We start from the raw sequence: 15928 nt of genomic DNA, 5'->3' as shown, positions 1-15928 counted from the left end.
GTCATCGAGAGCGGGTATCATGCCCACCCTTTTTCGAAGTCTCATGATCCGGCCCCACTTCAGGGAAGTCCTATGTCGGCGGTACGCATCGGCCCATATACATTGCAGAACGGCTTGATTCTCGCCCCGATGGCGGGGGTCACCGACCAGCCCTTTCGTCAGCTGTGCAAGCGTCTGGGTGCGGGGCTTGTAGTCTCGGAAATGGTCACCAGTGACATGAGCCTGTGGAACACCCGCAAGTCGCGCATGCGCATGATCCACGAAGGCGATCCCGAGCCACGCTCGGTACAGATTGCCGGTGGCGACGCGCAGATGCTTGCCGATGCAGCACGGGCCAACGTCGAGCTGGGCGCACAGATTATTGATATCAACATGGGTTGCCCGGCAAAAAAGGTCTGCAACAAGGCCGCCGGCTCTGCGTTGCTGAAGGATGAAGCACTGGTCACCGAGATCCTGCAGGCTGTCGTGGCTGCGGTTGATGTGCCGGTGACCTTGAAGATCCGCACTGGATGGGATCGCGACAACAAGAACGGCCTGACCGTGGCGAAGATCGCCGAGCAGGCCGGGATCACGGCGCTGGCAGTGCATGGCCGCACTCGCGCCGATCTGTACACCGGAGAAGCCGAGTACGACACGATTGCCGCGATCAAGCAGGCTGTGTCGATCCCGGTGTTTGCCAATGGCGATATCGATTCGCCGGAAAAGGCCCGTTACGTGCTCGACGCGACCGGTGCCGATGGCCTGTTGGTAGGCCGTGCCGCCCAAGGGCGGCCATGGATTTTTCGCGAGATCGATCATTTCCTGCGTACCGGCGAGAAATTGCCGGCCCCGCAACTGATCGAAGTGGAACACATACTGCTAGAGCATCTGGCCGCGCTTCACGCTTTCTATGGGGACGTGATGGGCGTGCGCATTGCTCGAAAGCATGTGGGCTGGTATCTCGCAACCTTGCCGGGCGCCAGGGAGTTTCGCGCCCACTTCAATCGTTTGGATGGTACGGAAACACAATGCGCCAACGTTCGGGAGTTCTTCGCCGAGCGTTACAAGAGCCTGACAGGGGACGAAGAAGGGGTGGCCGCATGACGATGATGACCGAGACTTTAGTGAGTGGAACAGCACCCGTGAGCGACAACGTGAATTTGAAACAGCACCTCAATACCCCGAGCGAAGAAGGCCAGACCCTTCGCGGGAGTGTCGAGAAGGCGCTGCACAATTATTTCGCCCACCTTGAGGGCGCGTCCGTCACGGATGTGTACAACCTGGTGCTCTCCGAAGTCGAGGCTCCCCTGCTCGAAAGCGTGATGAACTACGTCAAGGGCAACCAGACCAAGGCCAGTGAGCTGCTGGGACTCAACCGCGGCACGCTGCGCAAGAAACTCAAGCAGTACGATCTGCTGTAAGCATTCAATCAAACCAGAAAGGCGCCCGCGTAAAACCGGTCGCCTTTTTTGCTGACTTCCTTTGCTTTTGATGGAAATTGAGATGACCGACCAGACTACCCGCCTGCCGATCCGCCGCGCCTTGATCAGCGTTTCCGACAAGACCGGGATCCTCGAATTCGCCAAGGAGCTTGAAGCTCTGGGCGTCGAGATCCTCTCCACCGGCGGAACGTTCAAGCTGCTGTGCGACAACGGTGTTGCCGCAGTGGAAGTCGCGGATTACACCGGTTTCGCTGAAATGATGGACGGTCGGGTGAAGACCCTGCACCCGAAAATCCACGGCGGAATCCTCGGTCGTCGCGGTATCGACGACGCGATCATGAACGAGCACGGCATCAAGCCAATCGATCTGGTCGCGGTCAACCTGTACCCGTTCGAAGCCACCATCAACAAGCCAGGCTGCGACCTGCCGACCGCCATCGAAAACATCGACATCGGCGGCCCGACCATGGTCCGTTCGGCGGCGAAAAACCATAAAGACGTTGCGATCGTGGTGAATGCCAGCGATTACGCCAACGTCCTCGAAGGCCTGAAAGCCGGTGGCCTGACCTACGCTCAGCGTTTCGACCTGATGCTCAAGGCGTTCGAACACACCGCCGCCTACGACGGCATGATCGCCAACTACATGGGCACCGTGAATCAGGCTGCCGAAACATTGAGCACTGAAGGTCGCAGCGAATTCCCGCGCACCTTCAACAGCCAGTTCATCAAGGCTCAGGAAATGCGCTACGGCGAGAACCCGCACCAGAGCGCGGCGTTCTACGTTGAAGCCAAACCGGCAGAAGTCGGCATCGCCACCGCGACCCAACTGCAAGGCAAAGAGCTGTCGTACAACAACGTGGCCGACACCGACGCCGCACTGGAGTGCGTGAAGAGCTTCGTCAAGCCAGCCTGCGTAATCGTCAAACACGCCAACCCGTGCGGCGTGGCCGTGAGCCCGGACGCCGAAGGCGGCATCCGTCAGGCCTACGAACTGGCCTACGCCACCGACACCGAATCGGCGTTCGGCGGCATCATCGCCTTCAACCGTGAACTGGATGCCGAGACCGCCAAGGCGATCGTCGAGCGTCAGTTCGTGGAAGTGATCATTGCGCCAAGCGTGAGCGAAGAAGCCCGCGCCATCGTTGCGGCCAAAGCCAACGTGCGCCTGCTGGCGTGTGGCGAGTGGTCGGCTGACCGTGCTGCGGCCTGGGACTACAAGCGCGTCAACGGTGGCCTGCTGGTGCAGAGCCGCGACATCGGCATGATCGGCAGTGAAGATCTGAAAGTCGTGACCAAGCGCGCACCGACCGAACAGGAAATCAACGACCTGATCTTCGCCTGGAAAGTCGCCAAGTACGTTAAATCCAACGCTATCGTTTACGCCAAGAATCGTCAGACCATCGGTGTCGGCGCCGGCCAGATGAGCCGCGTCAACTCGGCGCGTATCGCTGCAATCAAGGCTGAACACGCTGGCCTGCAAGTCGCTGGCTCGGTGATGGCATCGGACGCGTTCTTCCCGTTCCGCGACGGTCTGGACAACGCGGCCAAGGTCGGTATCACTGCGGTGATCCAGCCAGGTGGTTCGATGCGTGATGCTGAAGTGATTGCGGCTGCCGACGAGGCTGGCATCGCCATGGTCTTTACGGGCATGCGCCACTTCCGTCACTAAGCATACGATCCACTGTGGGAGCTGGCTTGCCAGCGATAGCATCCCCTCGGTCTGACTGATGAACCGAGTCGCCTGCATCGCTGGCAAGCCAGCCCCCACAGAAAAGCGCCCCTTAGGTGCTCCACAGAATTAGCGTCATCCGAGGTTTTTGAAATGAATGTTTTGATCATTGGCAGCGGTGGCCGTGAACACGCCCTGGCCTGGAAAGTGGCTCAGGATCCGCGCGTGCAGAAGGTTTTCGTCGCACCGGGCAACGCCGGTACCGCGATTGAAGCCAAGTGCGAGAACGTCGCCATCGACGTGCTGGCCCTTGAGCAGCTCGCGGACTTCGCCGAGAAAAACGTTTCCCTGACCATCGTCGGCCCGGAAGTGCCGCTGGTCGCTGGCGTCGTTGACCTGTTCCGCTCCCGTGGCCTGGACTGCTTTGGCCCGACCGCTGGTGCTGCGCAACTGGAAGGTTCGAAAGCCTTCACCAAGGACTTCCTGGCGCGCCACAAGATCCCGACCGCCGATTACCAGAACTTCACCGAGATCGAGCCGGCCCTGGCTTATCTGCGTGAAAAAGGCGCGCCGATCGTGATCAAGGCCGACGGTCTGGCCGCCGGCAAAGGCGTGATCGTTGCCATGACTCTGGAAGAAGCCGAAGAAGCGGTGCGCGACATGCTCGCCGGCAACGCTTTCGGTGACGCCGGTTCGCGCGTGGTGATCGAAGAGTTCCTCGACGGTGAAGAAGCGTCGTTCATCGTCATGGTCGACGGCAAGAACGTGCTGCCGATGGCCACCAGCCAGGACCATAAACGCGTCGGCGACGGCGACAGCGGCCCGAACACCGGCGGCATGGGTGCTTACTCCCCTGCCCCGGTGGTCACTGCCGACGTGCATAAGCGCGTGATGGACCTGGTGATCTGGCCGACCGTGCGCGGCATGGCCGAAGAAGGCAACGTCTACACTGGCTTCCTGTACGCCGGTCTGATGATCGACAAGGCCGGTAACCCGAAAGTCATCGAGTTCAACTGCCGTTTCGGTGATCCGGAAACCCAACCCGTGATGCTGCGTCTGCAGTCGAGCCTGGTGCTGCTGGTTGAAGCGGCGTTGGCGCAGGCACTGGACAAGGTCGAAGCGCAGTGGGATCCACGTCCGAGCGTCGGCATCGTGCTGGCCGCTGGCGGCTACCCGGGCGACTACGCCAAAGGTGCGACGATCAACGGTCTGGATGCAGCGGCAGGCCTGGAAGGCAAAGTTTTCCACGCCGGTACTGCATTGAAGGACGGTCAGGTCGTGACCGCCGGTGGTCGCGTGCTCTGCGCCACCGCGATGGGCGCCAGCGTTGGTGCAGCGCAGCAGCAGGCTTACAAGCTGGCCGCAGCGATCAACTGGGAAGGCTGCTTCTACCGCAAGGACATTGGCTACCGCGCCATTGCCCGTGAACGTGGCGAAACCCAGGAGTAAGCTGTCGATCAGGTTCGGCGCGGGATGCAGTCCCTCGCCGGGCTGTTCCGCTGCCGCGCATCGTTATATTCTGGCATCAACCTACGAAGGGATTTCGCCGTGCGCTGGCTCAGGATTGCCATAAGCTTCACCGTCACGTTGCTGACCTTGCTCTGCATGCTCCCGGCCCAGGCCACGCAAGGCAGTGGCTGGTCGGTATTGCTCGACGATCAAGGCGACCTTCAACTGAGCGACATCCGCTCTGCCCGCTACATTAATCAATTCAGCCCTATCGACCTTGACCGCCTCACCGCGGCCGGGCCCGAGGGTGCTTTGTGGTTGCGTTTCAAGCTCGCACCCGGCCAGCACGAACAAGTGCTGCGCATCTTCGCCCCGGATCTGTCCCACCTGAATTTGTACGTGCTGGACGGCGACAAGCTGATCGAGCAACGCAAAACCGGCACCGACCAGCCCCAAGCCGAACGGCCGCTGCCAAGCAGTGATTTCCTGTTGCCACTGCCCCAGAGCGACAAACCCCTCGACATCTATCTGCGGATGGTCTCTGACCATCAGTTGCGCCCGCACATCACCCTGCAATCCGCCGTGATGAGCGCGGCCAATCACAATCAAACGCTGATTTTCGGTTTGCTGTTCGGCTGCCTCGGCATGTTGCTGCTGCACAACCTCGTGCGCTATGCCTACTCGCGCTCGCGCAGCAGCCTGTGGCTGGCCGTCTGCGAAGGCCTGTTGGGGCTCAGCCTTTTACTGCTGCTCAACCTCGCTGGCCCCTGGCTGCCGAACTGGCACGCGATCCAGACCCCGGGCGCTTATCTGGCATTGCTGCTGACCGCGCCGGCCGGGCTGATGTTTGCACTGCGCTTCTTCGCCCCCCTCGGCCCGCATCCACTGAACAAACTGCTGCTGGGCGACATTCTGTTCATCGTGATTTGCAGCCTGCTGCTGTTGTTCGTCAACACCCTGCCGCTGAACATCATCACTTACGCGCTGGTGGCACTGGCCGGCCTGAGCATGTTGTTTGTCGCGTTCTATCACTGGCAGAAAGGCTACCGCCCGGCACGCCTGTTCGTCGCGGCGATGGTCGTGTTCAACATCGGTACATTGATCATTCTTCCGGCCTTGCTGGGGCTGACACTGGTCGCACCGCAAGGCCTGATCATGACGTTGATGGCGTTCATCTGCATCAGCGGACTGTTGATGAGCATCGCGCTGGGCGAGCGTCAGCGCAGCATCACTGAAAGCCGCTTCAGCATCAGCCGCGACCTCGCCGCGAGCAACGCCGAGATCAACGCCAAGGCCGAATTCCTCGCCAAGATCAGCCACGAGATCCGCACGCCGATGAACGGCGTATTGGGCATGACCGAACTGCTGCTCGGCACGCCGTTGTCGGTCAAGCAGCGCGACTACGTGCAGACCATCCACAGCGCCGGCAACGAACTGCTGACGTTGATCAACGAGATACTCGACATCTCCAAGCTCGAGTCCGGGCAGATTGAACTGGATGATGTGCAATTCGACCTGAACGCGTTGATCGATGACTGCCTGAGCATCTACCGCGCCAAGGCCGAACAGCAGAACGTCGAACTGATCAGCTTCATTCAGCCGCAAGTGCCGCGCGTCATAAGTGGCGATCCGACCCGCCTGCGTCAAACCCTGTTGAGCCTTTTGGAAAATGCCCTCAAGAAAACCGCCGAGGGCGAAGTGCTGATCGTCGTCGCCCTTGATGAGCGCAGCAGCAAACCGCGCCTGCGCATTGCCGTGCAGGACAGCGGCGCGCCGATGGAACAGGAGGAGCGTGATGCGCTGATGCACGCTGAACTTCACAGCAAGCACTTCCTCTCGGCCAATCGTCTGGGCGGCAATCTGGGGCTGGTGATCGCGCGGCAGTTGATCCGCTTGATGAACGGTGAATTCGGCATCAAGAGCGGCGCCAATCAGGGCAGCACCTTGTGGCTGACCCTGCCGCTCGACCCTGATCGCCTTGAACACCCGACCTCTGATCTGGACAGTCCCCTGCAAGGCGCGCGAGTGCTGGTGGTCGATGACAACGACACCTGCCGTAAAGTGCTGGTGCAGCAGTGCAGCGCCTGGGGCCTGAACGTCAGCGCCGTGCCATCGGGCAAGGAAGCGTTGGCCCTGCTGCGCACCAAAGCGCACCTGCGTGATTACTTCGATGTGGTGTTGCTCGACCAGAACATGCCCGGCATGACCGGCATGCAGCTCGCGGCCAAGATCAAGGAAGACCCGAGCCTGAACCACGACATCCTGCTGATCATGCTCACCGGCATCAGCAACGCGCCGAGCAAGATCATTGCGCGCAATTCGGGAATCAAACGCATCCTCGCCAAACCCGTGGCCGGCTACACCCTCAAGACCACCTTGGCGGACGAGCTCAACCAGCGCAACAAAGGCCAGGTGGTGTTCCAGCCGCAAGTGGTCACCCCGGCCGCAGCGGCCAAAGTGCCGAGTGACTTCCGTATCCTCGTCGCCGAAGACAACACGATTTCGACCAAAGTGATTCGCGGCATGCTCGGCAAGCTCAACCTGCAGCCGGACACCGCCAGCAACGGCGAAGAAGCGCTGCAAGCGATGAAAGCCCAGCGTTACGACCTGGTGTTGATGGACTGCGAAATGCCGATCCTCGACGGTTTTTCCGCGACCCAGCAATTGCGCGCATGGGAAGTCAGCAACCAACGCGTCCGTACGCCGATCGTCGCGCTGACGGCGCACATCCTCGCCGAACACAAGGAACGCGCACGCCAGGCGGGGATGGATGGGCATATGTCCAAGCCGGTCGAGTTGTCGCAATTGCGCGAACTGATCGAACACTGGGTCGCCCAGCGGGATCAGCAGAACCGGACGGCGTCGACGTTCTGAGTGGTCCTGATCGCGATTCGATCAAATTTCAAGACTGCTCAAGTACTTGAGTGGACCAGTGATTGAACGAGGTTCGTGATCGAGGACGGAAAGTTTGCGCAGGTGACCAGCCAGCTCACATCCATCGACGATGTCGGTACCGTGATCGATTTCCCCGCATCAGAATCTGTCATGTAAGTGCGCAACGACTGAATGGCAGGCTCATCGCCCGACATCTTTGCCGCTCGTGCACGATTCTGATCAGTCAGGCCACCCAAGAAAGCCAAGATACCGTCGCCAACGATAGACCCTTTGGCCGGTGCTTCAACCACGTCTCCCGAGTTGATACCCAGAGCAAAACTGCGGCTTTGAATAGCGTCAGGCTCATTAATTTCTTATTGCTGCAAACTGTCAACGCAGGAGGAAATATCGGCTCGTTGAATGTATTGGTTGTTCATCACGGATTCCTTAACCTTATTAAAAAAGCCCTCACAAACTTGCGAAAACAATCACAACCGAACGATCAACCAACAACAAACCAAACATGTAATACTGATTACCAAACCAATTAAAAGCCAACTAACAAGCCAATAGAACACCAACATAAAAAGACTTTAAAGTAATGCCCCCACAAGTCATTGAACGACTGATAGACTCCTCCCCACACTCTCCCTGCTGCGAGTCAAAACCATGCTCCACGTGTTGTTCAGCGTTTACCTGAAGATGCTGGTGCTCTACAGCCCGTTCTTCGTGTTGTCCTGTTTCATCAGCCTGACCCGTGGTTATTCGCGCAAGGAGCAACGCCGCCTGGCCTGGAAAGTGGCCATCGCCACGCTGGTCTCCAGCGTTTTGCTGTATTTGTTCGGGCGGGTGATTTTCGATGTGTTCGGCATCACTGTGGATGCGTTCCGCATCGGCGCCGGCAGTGTGCTGTTCATCTCGGCGCTGGGCATGGCGCAAGGCAAGTCGGTGGTGCAAAGCGACAACGTGCAGCAGGACGTGACCATCGTGCCGCTGACCATTCCGCTGACCGTCGGCCCTGGCACCATCGGTGCCTTGCTGGTGATGGGTGTCAGCCAGCCGCACTGGGATGACAAGCTCACGGCAATCATGAGCATTGCCCTTGCCAGTTTTACCGTTGGCGTGGTGCTGTACTTATCCAACCGAATCGAACGGATTCTCGGCGATCAGGGTTTGCAGATTGTCAGTCGCTTGATGGGATTGTTCGTTTGCGCACTGGCGGCGCAGATCATCTTCACCGGTGTCAAAGGCTATCTGGTGCCCTGAGCCTTGCCGCTTGCGAGAGTCGCCTGACAGTAAAACGCCGCGAACGATACCGTTCGCGGCGTTTTGTTATCCGCCGGTTTTAGCCGGCGGCCGGCTCTGCGAGTAGCGCCTGCAGGGTGACGTTGGCCGTGCGTGCCGTCCTTGCCTGCATCCGCTGCACCCATGCAGAAATGGCGTGGGATTGCTGCTTGCCAAACGCCAGGAACACTTCACCGCGCAACGCCGGATCAGGGGAACACACATCACGGAAAATCAGCGTGTGTTCAGTCTCAGGGTCGACGATCACCAGATGCTCCTCAACGATCTCGAACAGCAGCTTTTCCGGCGACTCAAAATCCCAATGCAACTTGCCCGGCACTGCCGGCACTTCTCCCAGCGCGTGCCGGCAGTCGACGATGACAGTATCCAGCCTCTGCCAGGCAGCCTTCGACAAATGACAAGTCACGCCGCCCTGCCCCAGTCGCACAACCAACGTGTTGATGTCATCGGGAAGCAGCGATAGCAGATCATTCATTCTGCTGCGACCTTCAACAGTCAAAACATACGCATTGCGCTGGATGTAGTCGAACGGCCCGATGCTGTGCATGCCCGGATAAATCCGCACCATTGCCTCCCGGCGCTGATGCAACAACACCTTGAACTGATTCTGGGTGCCCAGCATTACAAAGTCCTTGGGTAAATCGGTGGCGGCAATACTCACCAGTCGGGCGCTTTGCACGTCATACCATTGCAAATGATCTGGCCCGGACGCCACTGATACGAAACCACCATGATCGGCCCGGGCCAATAAGGCTTGCAGACGTTCGATCAGACAGGCGCCCTGCGCAGTCACCCAGCGACTTTCAACACCGATGACCACCGGCGCCTGCTGATGACCCAGTTGCAGCGTGACACCCTCAACAGTGGTGCCCTGTAACCCGGCGCCATCGACTGTCACCTCGGCAAAATTCCAGGCGCTCCACACCCGCTCGGGAACCGGTAAAGCATCATGGTGCAATAGCTGCTGACCCTCGCCAAACGCGCGATCAAGCTGCTGCGGATCGACGAACGCCTGACGCCAGATTTCACCCTCGGAAACACTGAACAACCAGGCCGTTCGATTATCCGGCGTCATTCCAAGCAAGCGCACAGGCTTGTCGCGTCCCGGATCGCATAACAGCACGCGGTTGCTCATATGCCAGGCACTCAGTTGGCCGTCACCGGCGGCATTGCGTAATCCGACAATCGCAAAACGCTCCACCGGGTAACGTTTGGCGATCGGTTCCAGTGCCTGCCACCAATGCGCACGCCCCTTGAGCCACTGCTCGCCGACACCGTGCAATTGCGCCTCACCTTGTGCGGTCAGGTTAAAGAGTCGGCCCTCTTCATCCAGTATCAGGTAGCCGTTCTCGACCGCCACAATATGCTTGAGCCCTTCTGGCTCGACCCAACGATGCGACCACTGCTGCTGGCCCTGCATCCCGTCGCGTTGTAGTCGGCAAAGAACCTGGTCGAGGCGGTTGTAGATGAAATACACATCGCTTGCGCCCGCCATGGGCAGCAGCACCAGATCGGTCAGATTCTTGATCGAGTCGGGCCAGCCACGGGTATGGCGAGGAAGCGGCAACGGGTGGATCAACAATCGATCACGGCTGCGAACCCATACGATGTCACGCCTGTCAGGTGCGAATTTCCAGCTGACCGAAACGTAAGTCGCCGGCTGCCAGTCAACCGTCGTCGCACCGTCCCGTTCAGCGCTGGGATGAGCCATCGTGTACTTGCCCAACACCGTTGACCAGTCGGCCAGCGACTCGTGGGCGAACGCGCTCGCTTGCAGTTCCCGCGCCATTGCATGAGTGACGGAACTCAACAGCAACCGCTCCTGGTGAATCAGGTAATTGAACCGGCGGGTGCCCTGAGGGCTGCTGACGGTTTGTATCAAATGAATCACGCCGTGCTCATCGACTTCGACGGGGCCAATCGCGCTTTTACCCTCCGGCAGCAGTAACCGGTACCGAACCTTGAGCAGCCCGCTGACCACATCGACCTGCCAGATGTCATAGCTGTCCGTGAGGTAGAAATAGGCAAATCCGTTGGCCACCAAGGCCAATTGGGCGTCCTCGGTATCGGCGATTTTCTCGTTGCGAATGTAAAGAAAACGCTCTTCCCGGGCGTCATACCAGGCCGTGGTGTAACGCGGTTCCTGAGGCGACTCGAACGGAATCAGCCAGTCATGCACCGGTGTATACGGCATCACCAGACGATGCTCCCGGGCGAGGATTTTGTAGTGCTTGAGCAACGCTTGCTCATCAAGCCCTTCATGTGCGCTTTGTTGAATGATATTCAACTGACGCTCGCCAAAGTCAACGCTGAACAGTTGCTGATTGGCCGTCCGAATCAACACCGAATGGCGTCCATGGCCGGATATCTTCACGTGAACATCGCCGATGTACAGCTCGCCACAGGGTTCGATCCGGATGCTCTCTTCGCTGGCCCAGCCAGCCTGCAGCACCCAGCGGCTCTGGCTTCGGCTCGGCGCGTGCAATTCGATACTGGCGCCGTGATTGAGCAGCACGGAACAGGACGCACCGGCGCTGGAAATCCGATACGACACCTTGCCCCGCCAGGCCGTCGGCAGCGACGGCACTACCAGGGTGCGTTCGACCGCATCGAGATGAACGTCGATGACGGTGTCGCGATATTGAGGAAACAGACGATGAACAATGTAATGCGAAGGAAATGAGTAAAACGAAAACAGAAACAGCCATTGGCCGTCTGCCAGTTTTCTTTCCAGGCGGCGGGCGGTATCGAAACCGCGATCATGCCGCGAAGAGGCAAACGGTAGCGCCTTGTACTCATACCCATAACAAGTCTGAGGCGTACACGGCAGGACGATGGTTTGTCTGGCAGCCGGTAAGAATTCGATCTGTCCGGGCAAGCCTAATTGCTGACGGATATTGATCGCCCGAGCGTAATCGGAGTCAAAGTCCGGGACGCCGAAGTGGTCGCGCAACGGGTAGAGCTTCTGGCTGTCGAACAGCACCTTGCCAGCGGCCAGGTCGATGCTTTTGACAATCAGCGACGGGTGCGTAATCCACGCCCCCAGCGCGTCATCGAAGTGGTAACCGAGCCCGCGATAGGCGTCTTCCATGTCCGCAAAAAACGTTCCGACTTCCTGAGCGTTGCGCGCAATGCCGGCAAACCCCTGGGCGAGCGCCGCGACCCCGACCGCGAGCCCGCCCAGAATCACCCCGGCACCACCCAACACTGCAGCGGCGGTGGATGCGCCAGCCACGGCGGCACCGACGCCCCCGGCAGTCAATGCCAGGCTGGCCGAGTCAAAAGCTAATTGCGTACCGAACTGCGCTTTTTCGATGTCGTTCTGTGCGCTCGCCAACTGGTAGATATCAAAACCAACGTTTGCCAGCCCCAGCACGGCGCCCACACCTTCATTGGCCGCATGCCCCAAGGCTTCGGTGACGACCGAGGCACAGGTGCGGGCGATGATCTTCTCCTCGCCCAGCGCGGTTTTGACCAGTTGAATCAGACCGACCACGTCCACGACATTGCCATGCACCAACTGCGCGTAATTGAGGTAGGCGTGCAAGCGCACCGCGGTAGTCAGGGTCCGGTCCTCGCCTTCACGTCCACGCAAGGCATTCATCAGCGCCTGAATCGAGAACCCTGCGTTCAAGGTATGAACAGCGCCGGCCTCCGTCGGATCCAGTACACCGACGCTGTCGAGCGGTTTGCGTGCCAGAGTGGAGAACTGCTCGGACAGCCAGTTCTTGATCCGCAACAATCGGTGGTCATCACTGACCACTTGAACCACATGTTCGGGCGTCGAGGAGTCGACGAGACTCAGCCGATATTTGCCTTCAGCGGTGATCTCCAGCGTTTCGAACAACGGTACCCACGGCGTGACCGAGGGATGCAGCTCTTGCAACGCAGTGGTAGCGCCCGCAATTTGCCGCCCCCACCAATGGCCATCCAGCCCAAGCAGACTGGCACCCAAATGCAAATTGTCGACCAGCGATCGACCGTGGGCGCTGTTCAGACGCTGACGCAGCTTGCCCGGCGTTTGCCCTGGTAACGCATCGTTCGTCAGCACTTTCGCCACATCGATCCCGCCGGACAATGGCAAGGCCGCTACTTTTGCACCGTCCAGTTCAATCAGATCGAAGGTCGGGCGAACACTGCCACCGTACGCGGCATAGTATTTGGCCATACCCACTTTCAGAAAAAAGTGCTCGAGCGCCCGCTTGAACATGGCAGCACTTTCAAATTCAAACAGACCGAAGTTGGGGTCGTAAAAATGATAGAGGTCTTGCGCACCCACGACGGTTTTCGCCACCAGCATCGAGTGGTTATCAGTGTTGAGCATTAATGTTCGGGGGCTGGCATCGCTCTCCAGTGCAGCGGTGAGCTGTGTCAGATCAGCACGACTGAGCGTCGTTCCCACTTCGCTCAGTTGAGCACTTCGCAGCTCCTCCAGCACTTGCACGAAAGCTTGCGAATCACTCTGTTGCGGCTCAATGACGGACAGATAAAAACGTTCACGCAATCGATGAGAAGCCATTTCCCCCGTTGCAAACGCGGCAGCCATCATCAGTGCCAAGGGATAACAGCGCCCGCCGATGGCTTCGCCGGCACCACCCAGCAATAAATCCTGTGGCACCGGTTTTACGCTGCTGGCCTCGATTTGGCCGAGCACCTGATCCATCCGTTCGCTGATCTGCAAGCGATGTTCAAGGGTGGCTGTCTGTTGAATTTGCGCGGCGTATCGGCCCCACTGCTGAAGAGTTTGTGCCTTCATCAGTGCGGATTTTTTCAGATCCAGCGCGCTGATCGATGCGGCCGACTCTGCGATATCGCCGGCAAGACCGCTAAGAAACTGCGCATCACGGCGACTGTAGAGACGTCGTTCAATGACTGCGTAACGATTCGAAGCTCCCAACTCACGGACGCTGTTGGCCAGGTTGTCCAGTTCGCCACTGAAGCGGTCGAAGTTCTGGCTGTGCAGTGAATCAATCCCCAGCAACACGCCCAGTGACAGACGTTGCAGTGGCGTGGTCTCGACGAGAGACAGTTCGCCATGGGCCAGCGCACTCAACACTTCATCCAGCCCCAGATTCCGCAATCGCTGATCGTTGAGAAATACCGGAGGCCGCGCATTGAGTGGCTGATTCCTGATCAACTGACGGTCGGCAAAACTCAACGGCAACAACTTCTCGAACCCGATTGCACCATCATGCCCCTGTCGCATGGCCTCAGTGAAAGGTTCGCCAAGCCCGTCGACCAGACGCTGCAATACGTCAGTCAATAACACCGCTCTACCTTCAATCAACGGCCAGCCTTGTTCGAACTCAATGGTCGAACCTTTGAGCAACTGTGCGATATCGCCCTTGTAACGGGTGGTGTACTGACCTTGCTGCCAGCGCGCCTGCTCGTCCTCCACCCATTTCACCGGGTCGTTCGCGTTGTCTTTCCAGGAGTGATCCAGCTCTTCTTCGGTGGCACGGTTGACCGACGCATAGCGCGCAATGGACGCTTCGGCGCGGATCATCTCGGCTTGCCCGGGGGTCAGGTGTGCCTTGGCGTAATCGGCCATGCCGTCGCGTATAGCGCCGGGGCCGGTCAGATAGATGGTGCCTTCACTTTGAGGACGGATGCCGTCACTGAAGTAGCTGGCGGCAGCACTGGCGAGAAAGCCTGCGAGGATCTCCTCCTGGTTCGGCAGTTCGCGCAGCGGGCCGTAGGTTTTTTCCAGAACGGTCAGCGCCAGCGGCAGCACACCGTCGAAGTCCGTCAGTGCGACATTGCGTTGCGCAGCCAGCTGCAGGGTTTCGTCGACCAACCGGTAATTGAAGCGGATGCGCTCGATAACCGCTTGCAGCGTCGCCGACCCGGCATGCGCCATCAAGAATGCATTGGTCATCGAACTGCCTTCGGCCACCGCGCGCAACATGAACGGTCGCGCCAGCAAATCGGTCGGCGCCTGGAAAACCTGACTCAGTGCCGGGCCGCTTTTGGCGAACGCTTCAAGCGTCGCTAGATGCTCTGCCGGAATTCTTTTGGCGTAACTGTTGGACGACTGACGGCCCGGCATCCATTCGGGGTTGTGATTGAGCAGCAACTGCAGAATGCCCAGACGGGCGTCGACGCTCAAAACATTGAGGTCGACACCGCTCAGGTTTTCCACAAGAGGCGGCAGGTTGTCGACATCGGCATAGCTGCCGCCTTCCCCGTGCAGGACTTCGGCACGCACGACATCCGATGCGGCCGCCAGATTGCCGCGCAAACGGATTTCCCGTTCATAGATATCTTGAAGTTGTAACGGCGTTGTCGCGTTGTCGAGATCACGCAACTGCAGATCACCACCCGAAATGCCTTGCAAGCTGCGGCGATGTTGTTCTCTGAGTGCCTGCAGTTGCGCCTCGTCCTGGCCATAGGCGCTAACCAGCAAATCAATGCGGGCGTCATCGGCGGATTGACCGTTAGCCACGGCGGCATCGATGTGCGCCTGCATCTGCTGCTTGAGCACAATGGCGCGCGCTTCGTAAAGATCGGCCAGTGCATCTTCGGCAATTGCTTTACCTGCGACCTGCGCCAAGGCATCCGCCTTGGCCGCTTCGACAATCAGTTTATTGGTCTGATACGCCAGTAACGCGTCACTGTCGAACCAGAGATTAAGGGTGTAACCCTGCCCGGTGAGTACCTGTTTCCAGACATTGAGGTAGTCACGCTGGATGGGGCCGACGCCGCCACCAAGCCAGACGAAGTGCAGGGTCTTTGGAACGGGGGTCGACACAGTTTTAATCAGTTCGACGCCGAGATGAACGCGTGATTCGAAGGCTTCGACTTTATCGTAAATCCGCGAAAGCTCTGCGGCCGGTTTTTCAATCGTCGCCACCGGCGGTTCCAACTCCCGCCGCACTCGACTATTGCCCAACAGTTGTTGCAGTGTCTGGCGCAATAATCTCAGTGGTTCAATCAACTGCTGCGGATCGTTGGCACTCACACAGGCGGAGTAATAACGCAACAGGGCTTCATAATGCTTGCTTTCTTTATGCAGCGACAGTGCACGCTCGAAATCCGTACGCCTGAACAGCTCAGAAAAGTTAACGTAGTTATCATTACTTATAGCTTCAACATTTGACATAACTTACCCCAGTGACTTTCACAGAATATTCCTGAGCCAAGCTAGCCACCAACAAATCCAAAACTCAAACGAGATAAAACTCAATTTCTTTCAAAGACCAAAAACACC

7 protein-coding genes are annotated in these 15928 nt (G+C 58.7%); 6 read left to right on the top strand and 1 reads right to left on the bottom strand.

Annotated features, from left to right (window positions below):
- Positions 1–72 precede the first annotated feature (72 nt).
- The 6 genes from dusB to PSH79_RS03095 all read left to right on the top strand — a co-directional run bounded on the left by dusB (position 73) and on the right by PSH79_RS03095 (position 8679).
- Entirely contained in the window at positions 73–1083 is a 1011-nt protein-coding gene (dusB, locus tag PSH79_RS03120) for a tRNA dihydrouridine synthase DusB (RefSeq protein ID WP_305441199.1), read from the top strand.
- A complete protein-coding gene (gene fis / locus PSH79_RS03115; RefSeq protein ID WP_003221275.1) occupies positions 1080–1400 on the top strand; it encodes a DNA-binding transcriptional regulator Fis in 321 nt (106 codons plus the stop codon). The genes dusB and fis overlap by 4 nt, the downstream gene beginning before the upstream one ends.
- An 82-nt stretch (positions 1401–1482) precedes the next feature.
- Entirely contained in the window at positions 1483–3090 is a 1608-nt protein-coding gene (gene purH, locus PSH79_RS03110; RefSeq protein WP_305441197.1) for a bifunctional phosphoribosylaminoimidazolecarboxamide formyltransferase/IMP cyclohydrolase, read from the top strand.
- A 153-nt stretch (positions 3091–3243) separates the two neighbouring features.
- Positions 3244–4539, top strand: a complete 1296-nt coding sequence (gene purD / locus PSH79_RS03105; protein ID WP_305441196.1) for a phosphoribosylamine--glycine ligase — start codon at positions 3244–3246, stop codon at positions 4537–4539.
- Positions 4540–4638: 99 nt separating this feature from the next.
- Positions 4639–7413 (top strand): hybrid sensor histidine kinase/response regulator, encoded by a 2775-nt coding sequence (locus PSH79_RS03100; protein WP_305441195.1) that lies wholly within the window; start codon positions 4639–4641, stop codon positions 7411–7413.
- A gap of 669 nt (positions 7414–8082) precedes the next feature.
- Positions 8083–8679, top strand: coding sequence for a MarC family protein (locus PSH79_RS03095; protein ID WP_187678526.1), 597 nt, complete (start codon positions 8083–8085; stop codon positions 8677–8679).
- 79 nt (positions 8680–8758) lie between these two features.
- Here the strand turns inward: PSH79_RS03095 and PSH79_RS03090 are convergent, their stop codons facing one another.
- On the bottom strand, positions 8759–15820 hold the full coding sequence (locus tag PSH79_RS03090) for a TcdA/TcdB pore-forming domain-containing protein (protein WP_305441194.1): 7062 nt from the start codon (positions 15818–15820) through the stop codon (positions 8759–8761).
- Between the last annotated feature and the right edge of the window lie 108 nt (positions 15821–15928).

The sequence above is a fragment of the Pseudomonas sp. FP2196 genome (assembly GCF_030687715.1).
Classification (GTDB): Bacteria; Pseudomonadota; Gammaproteobacteria; order Pseudomonadales; family Pseudomonadaceae; genus Aquipseudomonas.
The sequence above is the reverse complement of the archived record's forward strand: the minus strand, read 5'-3'. Positions and strand labels throughout refer to the sequence as shown.